Origin of the sequence: Ruegeria sp. MALMAid1280 (assembly GCF_049195285.1) — a bacterium.
In the GTDB taxonomy this organism is placed as follows: Bacteria; Pseudomonadota; Alphaproteobacteria; order Rhodobacterales; family Rhodobacteraceae; genus Ruegeria.
On sequence record NZ_JBMIRT010000045.1, the window covers coordinates 24,406 to 41,368 of the forward strand.

Genomic DNA, 16,963 nt, shown 5'->3' on the forward strand with positions numbered 1-16,963 from the left:
TCCGCGCTCCTGACCCTCAAAGCCTTGAAATCATTGTATCAGAGCGGGCGCGTTTCACCTATGGAAAGCATTTGCAAACCGGGTGGGGCATTGCTAACCAACGCTGCCAATGAAAAAGGCTTGGTTGTTTTCGCCTCATCGGTGATTACCTAAGCCCAAGTTTTGCTATGCCGACCGAAAGGACTGCGCTTTGACCGACCTGACCCCGCGCGAGATTGTCTCGGAACTGGACCGTTTCATCATCGGCCAGAAGGATGCCAAGCGGGCCGTGGCCGTGGCGCTGCGCAACCGCTGGCGCCGCAAACAGCTGGCCGATGACATCCGCGATGAGGTGTATCCGAAGAACATCCTGATGATCGGCCCCACCGGTGTCGGCAAGACCGAAATCAGCCGCCGTCTGGCGAAACTGGCCCGCGCGCCCTTCATCAAGGTCGAGGCCACCAAGTTCACCGAGGTCGGTTACGTGGGCCGGGACGTGGAACAGATCGTGCGCGATTTGGCAGATGCGGCGATACTCCAGACCCGCGAATACATGCGCGAGGATGTGAAAGCGCGCGCCTATCAGGCTGCCGAGGATCGCGTGATCGAAGCCATCGCCGGTGCCGACGCCCGCGAGGCCACGCGCGAGATGTTCCGCAAGAAACTGAAAGCCGGGGAACTGGATGACACAGTGATCGAGCTGGAGCTTTCCGACAGCTCGAACCCGATGCCGATGTTTGACGTGCCCGGCCAGCCCGGCAGCCAGATGGGCATGATGAACCTGGGCGATATCTTCGGCAAAGCCTTCGGCGGGCGCACCGTTAAAAAACGCATGACCGTCGCCGAAAGCTATGATGCCCTGATCGGGGAAGAGGCCGACAAGCTTCTGGATGATGAAACCGTCAACCGCGTGGCGCTGGAGTCGGTCGAACAGAACGGCATCGTGTTCCTGGACGAGATCGACAAGGTCTGCGCCCGCTCTGATGCACGCGGTGGCGATGTCAGCCGCGAAGGGGTGCAGCGCGACCTGCTGCCTTTGATCGAAGGCACCACCGTCAGCACCAAACATGGCCCGGTGAAAACCGACCATATCCTGTTCATCGCCTCGGGTGCATTCCACATCGCCAAACCCTCGGATCTGTTGCCGGAATTGCAGGGCCGCCTGCCGATCCGTGTGGAACTGCGCGCGCTGACCGAAGAGGATTTCGTGCGCATCCTGACCGAGACCGACAACGCGCTGACCCTTCAATACACCGCCCTGATGGGAACCGAGGAAGTCACCGTCAGCTTTACCGAAGACGGCATCGCGGCACTGGCCCGCATCGCCGCGGATGTGAACCAGACCATCGAAAACATCGGCGCGCGGCGGCTTTATACCGTGATGGAGCGGGTGTTCGAAGAACTGTCCTTTACCGCCCCCGATCAGGCCGGGGCCGAGATCACCGTGAACGCGCAGTTCGTGGACGACAATCTGGGTGAATTGACCAAGTCCACCGACCTCAGCCGTTACGTTCTGTAACACGGCCAGCCGGTTCTTGCCGCCCCCCTTGCCCCATGTCGCTGGACGTGGGGCGAGAAATCGATAGCTTGGCGCAAAAGGTTCCGAGGTCTGCCCCGTGCTGCGCTATTTTATCATTCTGATTGCTTCCCTGTCCCTGACTGCCTGCGTCGACCGGACGATCACGGAAACCGTGCCTTCGGCCGTGAACGTGGGAACGCCGCTGACCGTGTTTGCCAGCACCACCCGCGCCCGCGAGGCGGATGGATCATACGGTTTCCAGCGAGGCGAAACGCTGCAATTCCTGGAAACCAGGGTTTCGATCCCACCGAACCACACGCCGGGGACGTTGAAGTTTTCTTATGCCAACCCGAATCCGCAAAAGGAATTCGTGCTGGCGGGCATAACTGAACTGGACGGCCCGAAAGGCTTGCGGGAACACCTGCATGGTCAGGACGACGTCACCATTTTTGTGCATGGCTATAACTCGACCCAGATGGAAACCATCTTCCGCGCGGCGCAATTGTCCCATGACATCGGCCTTCCCGGACAGATCCTTGTCTATTCCTGGCCCAGCCGCGCGACAGGGTACGGATATGCCTACGATCTGGACAGTATGCTGTATGCCCGCGACGGATTGGAGCAGACCATACGCGAACTGAAATCCATGGGCGTCAAGCGCGTCATTCTGGTGGCGCATTCGATGGGCGGCGCCCTGTCGATGGAGATGATGCGGCAGGCCGAGTTGCAGGACCCCGGCTGGGCCAACAGAAACCTCGAAGGGGTCATTCTGATCTCGCCCGATCTGGACGTGGACCTGTTCCGCTCGCAGATGGAGCGGATCGACACGCCGCCCGATCCCTTTGTGGTCATGGTCTCGCAGAAAGACAAAATCCTGAACATCTCGGCCCGCCTGCGCGGAACGGCCGAGGGTGAGCGGCTGGGCAATATCAGCTCAATCGACTCGCTGGCTGAGTTTCCCATCAGCGTCATCGACACCACGGCGTTCAACAGCGATGCTGAGTCATCGCACTTCGTGGCGGCAACTTCTCCGGCGCTGCTGGCGATCCTCAGTTCGGTTCGACGGGTCAGCAACACGTTCGGGCCCGAACGGCCGGGGATCGACGTTCTGGCTCCGCCCAACGAACGTAATCCCGATGGTGCAACCGAAATCGTCCTGACGGAAACCGGCGAGGCCGAGGTGACGACTCCGTGACGTTCAGCCTGCGTCGGTATCTGATCGAAAATGCAAACTGGCTGAGCGCGGGTGTCCTTCTGACCTTCATGTCCAGCTTTGGGCAGACCTTCTTCATCTCGATCTTCTCGGGGCAGATCCGCGCCGAGTTCGGCCTGAGCCACGGGTCCTGGGGCGCGATTTACTCGCTAGGTACCACGGTATCGGCCATTGTTATGATCTGGGCCGGGGGGCTGACCGACATCTTCCGGGTACGGATATTGGGACCGGTGGTTCTGGCTGGTCTGTCACTTGCGGCACTGGCGATGGCAACGAACAGCGCGCTATTCCTGCTGCCCCTCGTGATCTTTCTGCTGCGCCTGTTCGGGCAGGGGATGAGCATCCATCTGGCGCAGGTCGCGATGGCGCGCTGGTTCACCCTGACACGGGGCAAGGCACTGTCCATCGCCTCGCTGGGCTATGCGATCGGGGAATCCCTGCTGCCGCTGATCTTTGTGGCTGCGATGGGTTTTCTGGACTGGCGCTGGTTGTGGGTGGTAGCCGCAGGCGCGACAATTCTGGGCATCCCGGCCCTGATGCGTTTGCTGCGGCAGGAACGCACGCCGCAAAGCCTGGCGGGCAATCACACGGCCACCGGGATGCAGGACCGGCACTGGACCCGGCGCGCGGCGCTGCTCCATCCGCTGTTCTGGTTCATGGCACCTGCGATCCTTGGGCCATCGGCCTTCATCACCGCCTTCTTCTTTCATCAGGTCCATCTGGCCGCGATCAAAGACTGGCCGCATATCCAACTGGTGGCCCTGTTCCCGGTGTTCACCGGGATTTCGATCCTGTCGATGTTTGCGGCGGGCTGGGCGTTGGACAAATGGGGCACCGCCCGTATCATGCCGTTCTACCAACTGCCCATGGCGGTCGGCTTTGCCATCCTCTCAGTCACGGACACGATCGGCGGAGCATTGGTCGGCCTGATCTTTCTGGCCCTGACCGTCGGCGCCAACAACACCTTGCCCAGCGCTTTTTGGGCCGAATTCTACGGCACCCGGCATATCGGCGCGATCAAGGCGCTGGCCACAGCTGTTATGGTGCTTGGATCGGCCATCGGCCCGGCGCTGACCGGCGTGCTGATCGACCGGGGCGTATCGCTGAGCACTCAATTCCTGTGGATCGCCGTGTTCTTTGTGCTGGTCTGCGTATTGGCCTGGACCGGTATCCGCCGTGCCCAATCCCAGTTCTAGCGGGTGCGCCGCAGATAGACGTAATAGGCCCCATCGCCGCCATGGCTGATATGCGCGGGCGTGACCTGCAGGACGGCTTGCGCCAAGGGCGGGATCGACAGCCAGTGTGGCACATTGTTGCGCAGCACACCGCGCGGGGTCGGGATCGGGCCGGGTTCATCCCGATCCTTGCCCTTGCCGGTCACCACAAGAACCAGCCGTTTGCCCTGCGCCTGTGCTGTCAGGACAAAACGGATCAGCGCCGGGTGTGCCGTGTCGACCCGCATCCCGTGCAGGTCCAGCTTGCCTTCGGGCCTCAGCTTGCCGCGTTTCATCCGCCCAAAGGCCTTGGTGTCCATCTGTACCGGGCTGGCCCGCAGGCTGTCAGTCACCGACGGTTTCAGCGCATGACGCACCGACTTGACCCGCGCGGTCTGGCCGACTTCAAACCCCTCCAGACGCATCTGTGGCGATTTCGACGGTTTTGGCTTGGGCAGGGTGGTCGGATGCACCGATTGCGGCAGCTCGGGGTGCAGGCGTTCGGCCTGTTTGGCGACCTTGCGCCAAAGCTCGATCTCTTCAGCGGTCAATTTGCGGCGAGGCATCAGAATTCACCCGGGATCAGAGCATAGGCGCGCTGGATCGGGAGCAGCAGGATCATCCGGCCCGGATCTTTCAGGCGTCCGGCGGCCTGTCCCGCCTCATCCCCGGTGCCAAAGAAGATATCCGCCCGCTGCGCCCCCTTGATAGCGGCGCCCGTATCCTGCGCGATCATCAGTCGGCGCAGCGGCTCTTTCCCGTCCTTTTCCACCCAGACCGGAGCCCCCAACGGCGTAAAGGCCGGATCGGCGGCGATGCTGCGCATGGTGGTGACGGATCGGTTCATCGCACCCAGCGGCCCGAATTCCGGCGCGACGCGGGTAACCTCGCGGAAAAACACGTATGAGGGGTTGTGAAACAGCAATTCCGCCCCGGCCTCGGGGTTCTTGCGCACCCAGGCCTTGATCATCTGGGCGCTGACCTGATGCGCCCCCAACGCGCCCTGCCGGATCAATTCCGAGCCGATGGAACGATAGGGATGCCCGTTGGCCCCGCCATAGCCGACCCGCAAAGCCCCGCCATCGGCCAGACGAATACGGCCCGAGCCCTGGATTTGCAGAAAGAACAGCTCGACCGGGTCATCGACCCAGGCAATCTCAAGGCCCCGGTCGGTCATGACATCTCCGGTCAGGATGTCCCGGCGGCTGAGCCAGGGTCCCTCGGCCCGCGCCTCGGGCGGCATTTCGTAGATCGGGTATTTGTAGCGATCCGTCCGGGTGCGCGACCCGTCCAGTTCCGGTTCGAAATACCCCGTGAACAGCGCATCCTGGCCGTCTTCGACCAGAACCGGCCGGAAGAACAGCTCGAAGAAGGAGCGCGCGGCATCGGCCTCATAGGTCTGTGCCACACCACACAGCGCGCGCCAATCCGGGTCGTCCAGATCGCCGCAGGTATTCAGAAAAACCGAAAGGGCTGCGCCGTGATCATCGGCGGCCCAGCCCTCAAGATCATCAAAAGACAAGATCGAGCGCGTCGCCTCGGCTCCGGCGGCGCTTGCGGTGGTCATTGCGCCCACCAGTAAGAGCGACCGGAATGCGGCAATCATGCGTCCGTGGCAACAAGCAGCCAGTTCGGATCGTCCGAGCCCATGACACGGGCAAAGGTCCAGCTGTCCTTTTGGCGTTTGACGGTGTTCGGGCTGCCTTCGATGATGTCGCCGCCGCGATCCCGCACGACCGAGGTCAGTTCACCCACGAATTTCATGGTGATCTCGGCCTGATTGGTATCCTTGTCGAATTTCGCATCGGCCAGCGTGGTCTCGCGGACACCAACGAACTCGGCTTCGATGGTCAAGCCCTGATCTTCGCGGGCGGCCACGACAGACACGAAAGTGTCAAACACCTCTTCGGACAGGAAAGGCTGGATTTCGTCCAGATTCCCTTTTTCGAACCCCATGACGATCATTTCATAAGCACCGCGCGCGCCCTGCACAAATTCAGTGACCGAGAAACTGGGCTCAACCCGCTTCATCGCGGCCAGGGTCTGTGCCTCCTCACTGTCTTCGGCGACATGGTCTGTGATGTCGTGATCCGGGCCGCCGTCGATCACCTCGAACCCGCGGCGGGCGTTCTGGGTATCGGGCTGCTGCTGCACGGGTGGTTTTTCAAAACCTTCACGCGTGCCCAGCACGCTTTTCAGGCGCAGGATCAGGAAAACGGCAATTCCGGCCAGGACCAGCAACTGGATCATCGGTTCGTTCATTTCATCCTCTTTTCAGACTGCGGCTTTGTATACGCAGCCTCATGCCACTATGTAGGTGACAGTTCGTGGCAAGTCCACCGCCCGGCCTTAGGTAAAGGATAACGCAAATGTACCTGTTCTTGGCATTTTTATTGGTTCCGATCATCGAGATCGCCCTGTTCATTCAGGTTGGCGGTCTGATCGGCCTGTGGCCAACGCTTGCGATCGTGGTTCTGACCGCAATTCTGGGTACCGCTTTGGTCAGGACACAAGGTCGCATGGCACTGGCCAACCTGCAGCGATCCTTCGCCGAACTGGACGACCCGACCGAGCCTTTGGCCCATGGCGCGATGATCCTGCTATCCGGTGTTCTGCTGCTGACGCCGGGATTTTTCACCGATGCGGTCGGCTTTGCGCTGCTTGTACCGGGCATTCGGGTGGCCGTTTTCCGTTATCTCAAGTCGAAAGTCACGATCACGCAGTTCCAGATGGGCACCAGAGCGCAGTTCCGGACCGGGCCGACGCCGTCCGATGATGATGTGATCGACGGCGAATTTACCGAGGTCCGACCGCGCCAGGACCCCTCAAAGCCATCCAAATGGGTCGGAGGCCCGTGACCTGCATTGAGGTGCCGCGCCCAACTTGCTAAGCAGTAGCGAAATTCATTTTCGGAGTAGATCCATGGCTGACGAAAGCCCTGCAGAAAACACAGCGGCACAGACCGCCCCGCAAATTCAGATGCGCGTTCTGGGACAGTTCATTCGCGATATGTCCTTTGAAAACGTGATGGCGCAAAAAGGCGTGTCCGGTGACGTTCAGCCCGAGATCGCGGTTCAGGTGAACCTGGATGCGAAAAAGCGTTCGGTCGAGCATCAGTACGAAGTGGCGATCAAACTGAACCTCAAGTCGAAAGCCAAAGGCATGGAGGACGTTCTGTTCCTGTGCGAGATCGACTATTGCGGCCTGTTCCACATCGAAGGCGTGGCCGAAGATCAGCTGCACCCGTTCCTGATGATCGAATGCCCGCGGATGCTGTTCCCGTTCCTGCGCCGCATCGTCAGCGACATCACCCGCGACGGTGGCTATCCACCGGTGAACCTGGACAATATCGATTTTGTCACACTGTATCGCAACGAATTGATGCGCCGTCAGGCCGAAGCCCAAAAAGCCGAAGCTTAATCGGTTTGACCCGCGCCGGGATCGGTCTCAGGCGCGGGTCCACAGGGCATTTTCGCCCAGTTTCCCGACAAATTCCTCATGCGCCGCGCGTTCTGCGTCGGTGATCTTTGACGCCAGCGGTGTCGGGCGCGCCGTCGGGCGCCAATCGTCCTGTCCTCCGGCACCCGAAGCAGCGGAGGTGGACAGTCCGAAATCCGGCTGCCGCCCGCCAATCAGTTCCAGATAGACCTCGGCCAGAATTTCCGAGTCGAGCAACGCCCCGTGCAGCGTCCGGTTCGAGTTGTCGATATTGAATCGTCGGCACAAAGCATCCAACGAGGCGGGCGAGCCCGGAAAGCGTTTGCGCGCAATGGCCAGCGTATCCAGCGCCTGATCCATCGGGATCTGCGGCAGGCCCAGCCATCTGAGTTCCGCGTTCAGGAATTTCATGTCGAAGGATGCGTTGTGGATCACCAGTTTGGAATCCTGGATGAAATCCAGAAAGCCCTGACCCACCTTGGCAAAAACCGGCTTGTCCTTCAGCGTGACCTCACCCTTTTCCGGCGGGCGCGGGTTTTCAAGCAGGTCGGGGCCGATGCCATGCACGCCAAACGCCTCATCGGGCATCGAGCGTTCGGGGTTGATATAGACGTGATAGGTCTCACCGGTGGCCACATGGTTCCACAGCTCGACCGCGCCGATTTCAACGATCCTGTCGCCGCTTTCGGGGTCAAACCCCGTGGTTTCGGTATCGAGTACAATCTCACGCATCTGTCAGTCCCGCCCGTATCTGCCTGACCACATCCTGCACCTGCGTGCGGGCGTGGTCCAGCGTATCCGTCACTATAATATAGTCCGACCGCACGCATTTTTCGTCATTCGGCATCTGCTTGGCGCGGATCTGTTCGAACTGTGCCTCGGTCATGGTACCGCGCTCCATCACGCGGCGCTTTTGTTCGTCGGCGGGGATCGAGACACAGGCAACCGCATCCATCGCCGCATCGCCACCGGTTTCGAATAGCAGGGGGATGTCGAACACCAGAATATCCGCCTTGGTCTGTTCGCGGAACGCCGCCCGGTCCGCAGCGACCAGCGGGTGCACGATGGCCTCGATCTGTTTTAACGCGGACGGGTCCTGCGCGATGATCTGTTTCAGCGCATCGCGGCTGACCGCACCATCGACAATGGCATCGGGAAAGACCGCGCGCATGGGCTCAACAGCAGCTCCGCCCCTTGAATAGAGTCTATGTACGGCCGCATCCGCATCCCACAGCGCGCAGCCTTCTTCGGCGAACATCTGCGCCGTGGTGCTTTTGCCCATCCCGATCGAGCCCGTCAAACCAAGCGCGAAACTCATCCCAGGACCGCCGCGCGCAGATCATCCGTCACCTCGGGGCGGGTGCCGAACCAGCGCTCGAACCCGGGGACCGCCTGATGCAGCAACATGCCCAGACCATCGACGGTAGTACAGCCGGCCTGTTCCGCCGATTGCAACAGACGGGTCTTCAACGGGGCATAGACCAGATCGGTGACAACCGCACCCGGCTGCAGCCCATCCAGCGGAACGCGCAATTCCGGCTGCCCCTGCATCCCCAAAGAGGTCGTGTTGACCACCAGTTCCGCGTTTTCGATGACATTTCCCGCCTGCAGCCAATCCACCACGGAAACGCGGTCACCGAATTCCTGCTGCAACTGATCGGCACGCGCACGGGTACGGTTGGTCAGCATAATCTGGGGCACGCCCGCGTCCAGCAGGCTTTGCAGCACCGCCCGCGCCGCACCACCTGCGCCAAACACCACGGCCGGGCCGTCCGAGGGCGTCCAGTCCGGCGCGCCGCTGCGCAGGTTCTCAAGGAATCCATAGCCATCGGTGTTGTCCGCGTGGATCGAACCGTCCTTCTGAAACACAAGTGTATTCGCCGCACCGATGACCGAGGCCCGGTCGGACACGTGATCGGCAATGCGCAGCGCGGCCTCTTTATGGGGAACGGTCACATTGGTGCCGACAAACCCGGCCATGGGCAAGGTCCGCAGCACTGTCTCAAAATCATCGGGGGCCACGTCCATTGGAACGTAATGCCCGGCCAGCCCGTATTTCTTCAGCCAGTGGCCATGCAGCTGAGGCGATCTGGAATGCGCAATCGGGTGCCCGATCACTCCGGCCAATGGAATACGGTTATGCGTCATTGATCGATCACCCCTTTGACGGCCAGAAAATCAAGCAGTTCCAACAGGGGCATACCCAAAACATTAAAATAGTCGCCGTCAATGGTGGCGAAAAGGCGGACGCCTTCCTCTTCCAGCTTATAGGCGCCGACCGCATGCCGGATACTGTCCCAGTTGCGGTCGATATAGTCGCGCAGGTAAGCGTCCGAGCTCATCCGCATCCGCAGACGCACCTGGCCGACATGGCGCCAGATCGGTTCGCCATCCCGATAGACTACCGCAGCCGACAACAGCATATGCCGCTTGCCCCGCATCATCTTAAGCTGCGCCAGAGCGTCCTCGGGCGTTTCGGGCTTGGACAGCAACTGCCCGTCAAAGTCCAACACCTGATCACAGCCCAGAACCATCGACCCGGGGGTTTTGTCACTGACCTTTCGCGCCTTCATCTCGGCCAACGCATCAGCGATGTCGCGGGGCGGGGCACCTTCGGCCAGCAGAGCGCGTTTCATGGACTCTTCGTCTACGCGCGCGACCTGAACGGAAAACGGCACGCCTGCGTTTTCCAGCAACTGCGCGCGAATGGATGAGCCCGAGGCCAGGATGATGGGGACAGGCATGTGGACAACCCCGTGTGCAATTCGTTGAGCGTTCCTGAACGGTTTGTATGGTTTTCCGATTGACACGCAACCCCGGGAATTTCGCCCAAAACTTCCCTGAGTCGCTCGAACACTGTCCATCCGGGACAAGGATAAGTCGGATGGGTGGGATAAGCGAGAACTCCACAGATACCCCGCATTTTATCCCCAGACAGATCATGGAGTGTAATTGTTAATTATATGAAATTAAATGGTTATTTGTGTCATTCACAGAATCACTCCGCTGAACCGGGCAACTTTCCACCTGGGGAAAACACATGTGTAAAAAAGTAATCCACGGATATTGTTCACCCTACAAAACCATCATCCTTTTTCTTTTCTTATTTTTTTATTAGGGAGAGTTCCGAGCAACGCCCGGAGCCAGAATGACCGATCTTCTTTTCACGATTTACCCGTGGGTGAAGTCTTTACACATCATGGCCGTGATCTCATGGATGGCGGGGCTGTTCTATTTGCCCAGACTGTTCGTCTATCACGTGGAAAAGGCCCAAAGCGTCGACGGGGCAGAGACCATTTTCTTTGAAATGGAAGACAAGCTGCTGCGCGTGATCATGCGCCCTGCGATGTACGTGGCATGGGGGTGCGGGCTGATCATGGTGTTCACGCCGGGCATTGTCGGCTGGGACTGGTCATGGCCCTGGGTCAAGGGCGCAGCGGTGCTTGGAATGACATGGTTCCATCATTGGCTGATGGCGCGGCGGAAAGACTTCGCAGAGGGCCGAAACAAGCTCACTGGGCGGCAGTATCGCATGATGAACGAGGTTCCCACCGTTCTGATGGTTGCCATCGTTCTGGCGGTCATTCTGAAGTTCTGACGGCCTGTTTGACTCCGAAGTCAGTCGCGCTTATGTAGGGATCAACACGCCCGTCCGGGCGGCGTATCTTCCGTACTGAAATCCCACTTCGTGCCGCGCTGTCAGCGGTGAAGGTATATATCATGACTACTGATGCCCTGAATCTGGCCGACCTGAAGGCCAAAAGCCCCAAAGACCTTCTGGCGATGGCCGAAGAGCTGGAAATCGAAAACGCCTCGACCATGCGCAAAGGCGAGATGATGTTCCAGATCCTGCGCGAACGCGCTGATGACGGCTGGACCGTCAGCGGCGATGGTGTGCTTGAAGTGCTGCAGGACGGTTTCGGCTTCCTGCGCTCGCCCGAGGCGAACTATCTGCCGGGTCCCGATGACATCTATGTTTCGCCCGACATGATCCGTCAGCATTCGCTGCGCACCGGCGACACGGTCGAAGGTGAGATCAAGGCACCGGACGAGAACGAGCGGTATTTTGCGCTGACCAAAGTCACCAAGATCAACTTTGAAAATCCTGAAAAGGCCAAGCACAAGATTCTGTTCGACAACCTGACGCCTCTGTACCCGGATGAGCGTTTGAAGATGGAAATCGAAGATCCCACCATCAAGGACAAGTCGGCCCGTGTGATCGACCTGGTTTCGCCGATCGGAAAAGGCCAGCGTTCGCTGATCGTTGCGCCGCCGCGGACCGGTAAGACAGTGATTTTGCAGAATATTGCGCATTCGATCGAACAGAACCACCCCGAATGCTATCTGATCGTTCTGCTGATCGACGAACGCCCGGAAGAGGTGACCGACATGCAGCGCTCGGTGAAGGGCGAGGTTGTGTCCTCGACCTTCGATGAACCGGCGACGCGCCACGTGGCCGTGTCGGAAATGGTCATCGAAAAAGCCAAGCGTTTGGTCGAACATAAACGAGATGTTGTTATTCTTCTCGACTCGATCACAAGACTTGGTAGGGCGTTTAACACCGTGGTGCCGTCCTCGGGTAAAGTTCTGACCGGTGGTGTGGACGCCAACGCTCTGCAACGGCCCAAGCGCTTCTTCGGTGCGGCGCGAAACATTGAAGAGGGCGGTTCGCTGACCATCATCGCCACGGCGCTGATCGATACCGGCAGCCGGATGGACGAGGTTATCTTTGAAGAATTCAAAGGTACAGGTAACTCGGAAATCGTTCTGGATCGTAAGATTGCAGACAAGCGCGTGTTCCCGGCCATCGACATCCTCAAGTCCGGTACCCGGAAAGAGGATCTGCTGGTCGACAAGGGCGATCTGGCCAAGACCTTCGTCCTGCGCCGCATCCTCAACCCGATGGGCACTACCGATGCGATCGAATTCCTGTTGTCGAAGTTGAAGCAGACCAAGACAAACGGCGAGTTCTTCGATTCGATGAACACCTGACACAGGTCTTAACTGACGCGAGGCCTTCGAATGGATACGATATTCGCCTTGGCCAGCGCACAAGGCAAAGCAGGGGTGGCGGTCATCCGCCTCTCTGGCCCTTTGGCGCATTCTGCTGCGGCTGATCTGACAGGCAGCCCGCTGCCGCCCCGTGGCTTGCGGGTTCGAACCTTGCATGCGTCAGACGGATCACGTTTGGATGACGGGCTGGTTCTGACCTTCCAGGCGCCGGCCAGCTTCACCGGCGAAGACGTGGCCGAGTTGCAGATCCATGGCAGTACCGCCTCGGTCAACGCCGTGATGCGCTGCCTGTCGGACACGGACGGGCTGCGGCTGGCGGAACCCGGAGAGTTCACCCGCCGTGCGTTGGAAAACGGCAAGATGGACCTGACCCAGGTCGAAGGACTGGCTGATCTGATCGATGCCGAAACCGAGGCGCAGCGAAAACAGGCACAGACCATTCTAGCCGGGGAACTGGGCGGATTGGCCGAACGCTGGCGCCGTGATCTGATCCGGGCGGCTTCGTTGTTGGAAGCCGTCATCGATTTTGCCGATGAAGAAGTGCCAACGGACGTCACACCAGAAGTGCAGACATTGGTGACTGGCGTCATGCAAGACCTGCAGCGTGAAGCGGAAGGCGTGAAGATTGCCGAACGCATCCGAACCGGGTTCGAGGTCGCCATCGTTGGCCTGCCGAATGCGGGCAAGTCGACCTTGCTGAACGCATTGGCCGGGCGCGAGGCGGCAATCACGTCGGAATATGCCGGGACGACTCGCGATGTCATCGAGGTTCGGATGGATCTTGGTGGATTGCCGGTGACGCTGCTGGATACGGCTGGATTGCGCGAAACCGAGGATCACGTCGAAAACCTTGGGATCGAACTGGCTCGAAAACGCGCCGATGCGGCTGATTTGCGGGTGTTTTTGGCCGAAGATACCTCGGAGCTTGGCGTTCAGATGTTGGAGGGCGACATTCAGATGTTGCCGAAATCTGATCTCCGTGAGGATGGCAATGGCGGGATTTCCGGGAAGACGGGGCAGGGGATTGATCAGTTGATATCCCACATATCGTGTGTTCTTGGTGAGCGATCTACTAGTCATGGTATCGCCACCCGTGAACGGCACCGCGTCGCGCTGATTGATGCCCGGTCAGCATTGGCTGCGGCGATGGCGGTTCTGGAATCAGGCCCAGACTTGTATGATATCGCTGCAGAAGAGCTGCGCACGGCGATCCGTGCCTTGGAAACACTGGTTGGCAGGATTGGGGTCGAAGACCTGCTGGATGAGATATTTTCCAGTTTCTGCCTGGGTAAGTAGGGAGTGTTTCACGTGAAACATTCGAAGTTCGATGTTGTTGTTGTTGGCGCAGGACATGCCGGAACCGAAGCTGCACACGCTGCCGCAAGACTGGGGGCTGAGACGGCTTTGGTCACTTTGTCCGCATCAGATATCGGTGTGATGTCCTGCAACCCTGCCATTGGAGGTTTGGGTAAAGGGCATTTGGTACGCGAGATTGATGCGCTGGATGGTGTCATGGGCCGGGTTGCGGATCAGGCAGGCATTCAGTTTCGCCTGCTGAACCGTCGCAAGGGCCCAGCGGTGCAGGGTCCCAGAACCCAGGCGGATCGTGCATTGTATCGAGCTGCCATGCAAAAAGAGACGCAGGCGCAGGATCGGTTGACGGTCGTAGTGGGCGAAGTCGTCGATTTTGTAATGGACGGGCTCAGGGTCGCTGGGATCAGGCTGGCGGACGATTCCGAAATCCTCGCCGGCGCCGTCATCCTGACCTCGGGGACCTTCCTGCGCGGCATTATCCATATCGGCGATGTTTCCCGGCCGGGCGGGCGAATGGGGGATCGGCCCTCAGTCAAGCTGGCAGAACGGTTGGACAGTCTTGATTTGCCGATGGGGCGTTTGAAAACCGGAACACCGCCAAGGCTGGATGGACGGACAATCGACTGGTCCGATCTTGAACGTCAGGACGGTGACGACGATCCTACGCTGTTTTCGTTTCTCTCCACCTCGGTTGTTGCACCACAGATATCCTGCGGCATCACGCATACAAACACACGCACCCATGAGATCATCGAAAAGAACCTGTCTCGATCCGCTATGTATGGGGGGCATATCGATGGGGTGGGGCCCAGATATTGCCCTTCGATCGAGGACAAGATCGTTCGATTTGCGGAAAAGGACTCGCACCAGATATTTCTGGAGCCTGAAGGGGTTGATGACCACACGATCTATCCGAACGGAATTTCTACCTCATTGCCTCAGGATGTACAGCAGGATTATGTGCGCTCAATCAAGGGATTGGAGAAGGCCGAGATCCTGCAACCGGGATACGCGATTGAATATGACTATGTTGATCCCCGCGTTCTGACATCGTCGCTGTCCTTGCCAGATGCACCTGGTCTATATCTTGCGGGCCAGATCAACGGCACCACAGGATATGAGGAAGCCGCAGCGCAAGGCCTAGTCGCCGGATTAAACGCCGCCCTGTCCGTTTTGGGTCACGATCCGGTTCATTTCACGCGGGCCGACAGCTATATCGGCGTGATGATCGACGATCTGACTACGCGTGGTGTAGCGGAGCCGTACCGAATGTTCACCTCAAGGGCAGAATTCCGACTGTCCTTGCGGGCGGATAATGCGGATCAACGGTTGACACCTTTGGGCACCGTTCTCGGGTGTGTCGGAGAGAAACGCCAAGTACGGTTCGGCGAAAAGATGGAGAAACTCTCCGCAGCCAAATCCATGCTGACCGATCGCACATATACGCCGAAAGAGGTGCGCGCAGTTGGAATCAACGTCAATCAGGACGGAAACCGCCGGGATGGAATGGCGATTTTGGCGTTTCCCGACGTTTCCTTTGATGATCTGGTCCCCCTGGTCCCGGAATTGGAAGAGGTTGAAACGGATATCCGCCTTCAAGTCGAGCGGGACGCGCTCTATGCGAACTACATTGCGCGTCAGCAAAAGGACGTCGAAGCGATGAAACGCGATGAATCCTATGAAATACCGCGGGATTTCGACTATTCTGCGCTGGAAGGTCTGTCAGCCGAGATGAAGCAGAAGCTTTCTCAGGCGCGGCCGATCAACATCGCTCAGGCCGGGCGGGTTGAAGGGGTGACACCGGCGGCGCTTACGTTGTTGTTGGCCAAATTGAGGCGTGAACAAAAGGTACGCAAGGCATGAGCCACGAGATCTTTGATGGTTCGAGTGTTTCACGTGAAACAATTGAACGGCTCGAAACCTATGTAGATCTGGTGCATCGCTGGAATCCTAAGATCAATCTGGTATCCCGCAACAGTTTAAAGGACATTTGGACGCGGCATATTCTGGATTCCGTACAGGTTTACCAGTGTGCAGGTGCATTCAATACCTGGGTGGATCTGGGCAGCGGTGGCGGATTTCCCGGTATGGTTTGCGCGATCATGGCCATAGATACAGCGCCAGACGCCAAATTCAGCCTAGTGGAAAGCGATCAGCGCAAATCAGCGTTCTTACGCAATGTGGCACGGGAATGCGGTGCCAATTGTACTGTCATTTCAAGGCGAATCGAAAACGTGGAACCCCTACAGGCAGATGTCTTGTCTGCGCGGGCGCTTGCCGATCTTAAGGCATTATTGTCATTTTGTGACAGACATTTAGGAAAAACCGGTACTGCTTTGTTGCCGAAAGGTGCAAGTTGGAAAAAAGAGCTGGAAGCCGCACGCGAGGAATGGAAATTCGAGTGCGAGCCGATTACAAGTTTAACTGAACCCCAAGCTGTTATCCTAAGGATCAAAGGAGTATCGCGTGGTTGATCTGTCTCGTCCCTCAGGGCCCCGGATAATTGCGGTTGCCAATCAAAAGGGTGGGGTGGGAAAAACGACGACGGCGATCAATCTGGCTGCAGGTCTGGCCGAGGCAGGATGCAGGGTCTTGGTTGTCGACCTCGATCCGCAGGGCAATGCATCAACCGGTCTGGGTGTCGAGGACCGGGATTGGACGACTTATGATCTGATCCTTGACGATGCCCCGCTTGAGGCAGTGGTACAAGAGACGGAAATCAATGGTCTTTTTGTGATCCCCGCGACAGTCGATCTGAGTTCAGCTGATATCGAACTGATTTCCAACGAAAAACGCAGCTATCTATTGCATGATGCGCTGCGGCAGACGCCAATCGACAAGTTCGAGCTGGATTTTGTGCTCATCGACTGCCCACCATCGTTGAATCTGCTGACAGTAAACGCCATGGTCGCGGCCCATTCCGTTTTGGTTCCGCTGCAAAGCGAGTTCTTTGCGCTGGAAGGCCTGTCCCAGTTGATGCTGACGATACGAGAGGTCCGCCAAACAGCGAATCCGGACCTGAGAATCGAAGGTGTTGTGTTGACAATGTATGACAACCGCAACAACTTGTCCCGACAGGTCGAAAAAGACGCGCGTGACAATCTGGGTGAGATGGTATTTAAAACCAAGATACCCAGAAATGTGCGGGTCAGCGAGGCGCCGTCTTACGCTTTGCCGGTTCTGCAGTATGACTCGGGGTCGTTGGGGGCGATGGCGTATCGCCATCTGGCGCGCGAAGTCATTCATAAGAATAAGAAAGCCGCCGCCTGAGCG

General features: G+C 58.7%; 18 protein-coding genes. 11 read left to right on the forward strand and 7 right to left on the reverse strand.

What is annotated here, in order from left to right; all coding sequences use genetic code 11:
* Positions 1-190 precede the first annotated feature (190 nt).
* The 3 genes from hslU to ACOQFT_RS09090 all read left to right on the forward strand — a co-directional run bounded on the left by hslU (position 191) and on the right by ACOQFT_RS09090 (position 3,907).
* Positions 191-1,498: an ATP-dependent protease ATPase subunit HslU gene (gene hslU / locus ACOQFT_RS09080; protein WP_421597616.1), complete on the forward strand. Its 1,308-nt coding sequence runs from the start codon at positions 191-193 to the stop codon at positions 1,496-1,498.
* Between the two features lie 97 nt (positions 1,499-1,595).
* Entirely contained in the window at positions 1,596-2,693 is a 1,098-nt protein-coding gene (locus ACOQFT_RS09085) for an alpha/beta hydrolase (RefSeq protein ID WP_421597617.1), read from the forward strand.
* A gap of 68 nt (positions 2,694-2,761) precedes the next feature.
* Entirely contained in the window at positions 2,762-3,907 is a 1,146-nt protein-coding gene (locus ACOQFT_RS09090; RefSeq protein WP_421597730.1) for an MFS transporter, read from the forward strand.
* Here the strand turns inward: ACOQFT_RS09090 and ACOQFT_RS09095 are convergent.
* From ACOQFT_RS09095 to ACOQFT_RS09105, 3 genes are read right to left on the reverse strand one after another with little or no spacing between them, the layout of a single operon-like run.
* Complete coding sequence (locus ACOQFT_RS09095) at positions 3,904-4,491, reverse strand: Smr/MutS family protein (protein WP_421597618.1); 588 nt, start codon at positions 4,489-4,491, stop codon at positions 3,904-3,906. The genes ACOQFT_RS09090 and ACOQFT_RS09095 overlap by 4 nt on opposite strands.
* The gene (locus ACOQFT_RS09100; RefSeq protein WP_421597619.1) at positions 4,491-5,531 is read right to left on the reverse strand and encodes a murein transglycosylase A; all 1,041 of its coding nucleotides are present in this window, start codon (positions 5,529-5,531) and stop codon (positions 4,491-4,493) included. The genes ACOQFT_RS09095 and ACOQFT_RS09100 overlap by 1 nt, the downstream gene beginning before the upstream one ends.
* Entirely contained in the window at positions 5,528-6,187 is a 660-nt protein-coding gene (locus tag ACOQFT_RS09105) for a Tim44/TimA family putative adaptor protein (protein ID WP_421597620.1), read from the reverse strand. Before ACOQFT_RS09105 ends, ACOQFT_RS09100 begins: the two co-directional genes overlap by 4 nt.
* Positions 6,188-6,294: 107 nt before the next feature.
* On the opposite strand from ACOQFT_RS09105, the gene ACOQFT_RS09110 reads away from it, so the two are divergent.
* On the forward strand, positions 6,295-6,783 hold the full coding sequence (locus ACOQFT_RS09110; protein ID WP_421597621.1) for an FxsA family protein: 489 nt from the start codon (positions 6,295-6,297) through the stop codon (positions 6,781-6,783).
* A gap of 64 nt (positions 6,784-6,847) precedes the next feature.
* Positions 6,848-7,345, forward strand: a complete 498-nt coding sequence (gene secB / locus ACOQFT_RS09115; protein ID WP_421597622.1) for a protein-export chaperone SecB — start codon at positions 6,848-6,850, stop codon at positions 7,343-7,345.
* A gap of 27 nt (positions 7,346-7,372) precedes the next feature.
* On the opposite strand, the gene dnaQ is transcribed toward secB, so the two are convergent.
* Genes dnaQ through ACOQFT_RS09135 form a run of 4 tightly spaced genes read right to left on the reverse strand, consistent with a single transcriptional unit; the run spans position 7,373 to position 10,107 of the window.
* The gene (dnaQ, locus tag ACOQFT_RS09120; protein WP_421597623.1) at positions 7,373-8,095 is read right to left on the reverse strand and encodes a DNA polymerase III subunit epsilon; all 723 of its coding nucleotides are present in this window, start codon (positions 8,093-8,095) and stop codon (positions 7,373-7,375) included.
* The gene (gene coaE / locus ACOQFT_RS09125; RefSeq protein ID WP_421597624.1) at positions 8,088-8,681 is read right to left on the reverse strand and encodes a dephospho-CoA kinase; all 594 of its coding nucleotides are present in this window, start codon (positions 8,679-8,681) and stop codon (positions 8,088-8,090) included. Before coaE ends, dnaQ begins: the two co-directional genes overlap by 8 nt.
* Positions 8,678-9,511, reverse strand: coding sequence for a shikimate dehydrogenase (locus ACOQFT_RS09130; protein WP_421597625.1), 834 nt, complete (start codon positions 9,509-9,511; stop codon positions 8,678-8,680). Before ACOQFT_RS09130 ends, coaE begins: the two co-directional genes overlap by 4 nt.
* Positions 9,508-10,107 (reverse strand): Maf family protein, encoded by a 600-nt coding sequence (locus tag ACOQFT_RS09135; RefSeq protein ID WP_421597626.1) that lies wholly within the window; start codon positions 10,105-10,107, stop codon positions 9,508-9,510. Before ACOQFT_RS09135 ends, ACOQFT_RS09130 begins: the two co-directional genes overlap by 4 nt.
* A 404-nt stretch (positions 10,108-10,511) precedes the next feature.
* On the opposite strand from ACOQFT_RS09135, the gene ACOQFT_RS09140 reads away from it, so the two are divergent.
* The 6 genes from ACOQFT_RS09140 to ACOQFT_RS09165 all read left to right on the forward strand — a co-directional run bounded on the left by ACOQFT_RS09140 (position 10,512) and on the right by ACOQFT_RS09165 (position 16,960).
* Positions 10,512-10,961: a CopD family protein gene (locus tag ACOQFT_RS09140; protein WP_421597627.1), complete on the forward strand. Its 450-nt coding sequence runs from the start codon at positions 10,512-10,514 to the stop codon at positions 10,959-10,961.
* Positions 10,962-11,083: 122 nt separating this feature from the next.
* Positions 11,084-12,355 carry a transcription termination factor Rho gene (gene rho, locus ACOQFT_RS09145; protein ID WP_421597628.1) on the forward strand — a complete coding sequence of 424 codons (1,272 nt, stop codon included), beginning with the start codon at positions 11,084-11,086 and terminating at the stop codon, positions 12,353-12,355.
* 30 nt (positions 12,356-12,385) lie between these two features.
* The gene (gene mnmE / locus ACOQFT_RS09150) at positions 12,386-13,672 is read left to right on the forward strand and encodes a tRNA uridine-5-carboxymethylaminomethyl(34) synthesis GTPase MnmE (protein ID WP_421597629.1); all 1,287 of its coding nucleotides are present in this window, start codon (positions 12,386-12,388) and stop codon (positions 13,670-13,672) included.
* 12 nt (positions 13,673-13,684) lie between these two features.
* Positions 13,685-15,553 (forward strand): tRNA uridine-5-carboxymethylaminomethyl(34) synthesis enzyme MnmG, encoded by a 1,869-nt coding sequence (gene mnmG / locus ACOQFT_RS09155; protein WP_421597630.1) that lies wholly within the window; start codon positions 13,685-13,687, stop codon positions 15,551-15,553.
* Entirely contained in the window at positions 15,550-16,164 is a 615-nt protein-coding gene (gene rsmG / locus ACOQFT_RS09160; protein ID WP_421597631.1) for a 16S rRNA (guanine(527)-N(7))-methyltransferase RsmG, read from the forward strand. Before mnmG ends, rsmG begins: the two co-directional genes overlap by 4 nt.
* Positions 16,157-16,960, forward strand: a complete 804-nt coding sequence (locus ACOQFT_RS09165) for a ParA family protein (RefSeq protein WP_421597632.1) — start codon at positions 16,157-16,159, stop codon at positions 16,958-16,960. The genes rsmG and ACOQFT_RS09165 overlap by 8 nt, the downstream gene beginning before the upstream one ends.
* The last annotated feature ends 3 nt before the right edge of the window (positions 16,961-16,963 follow it).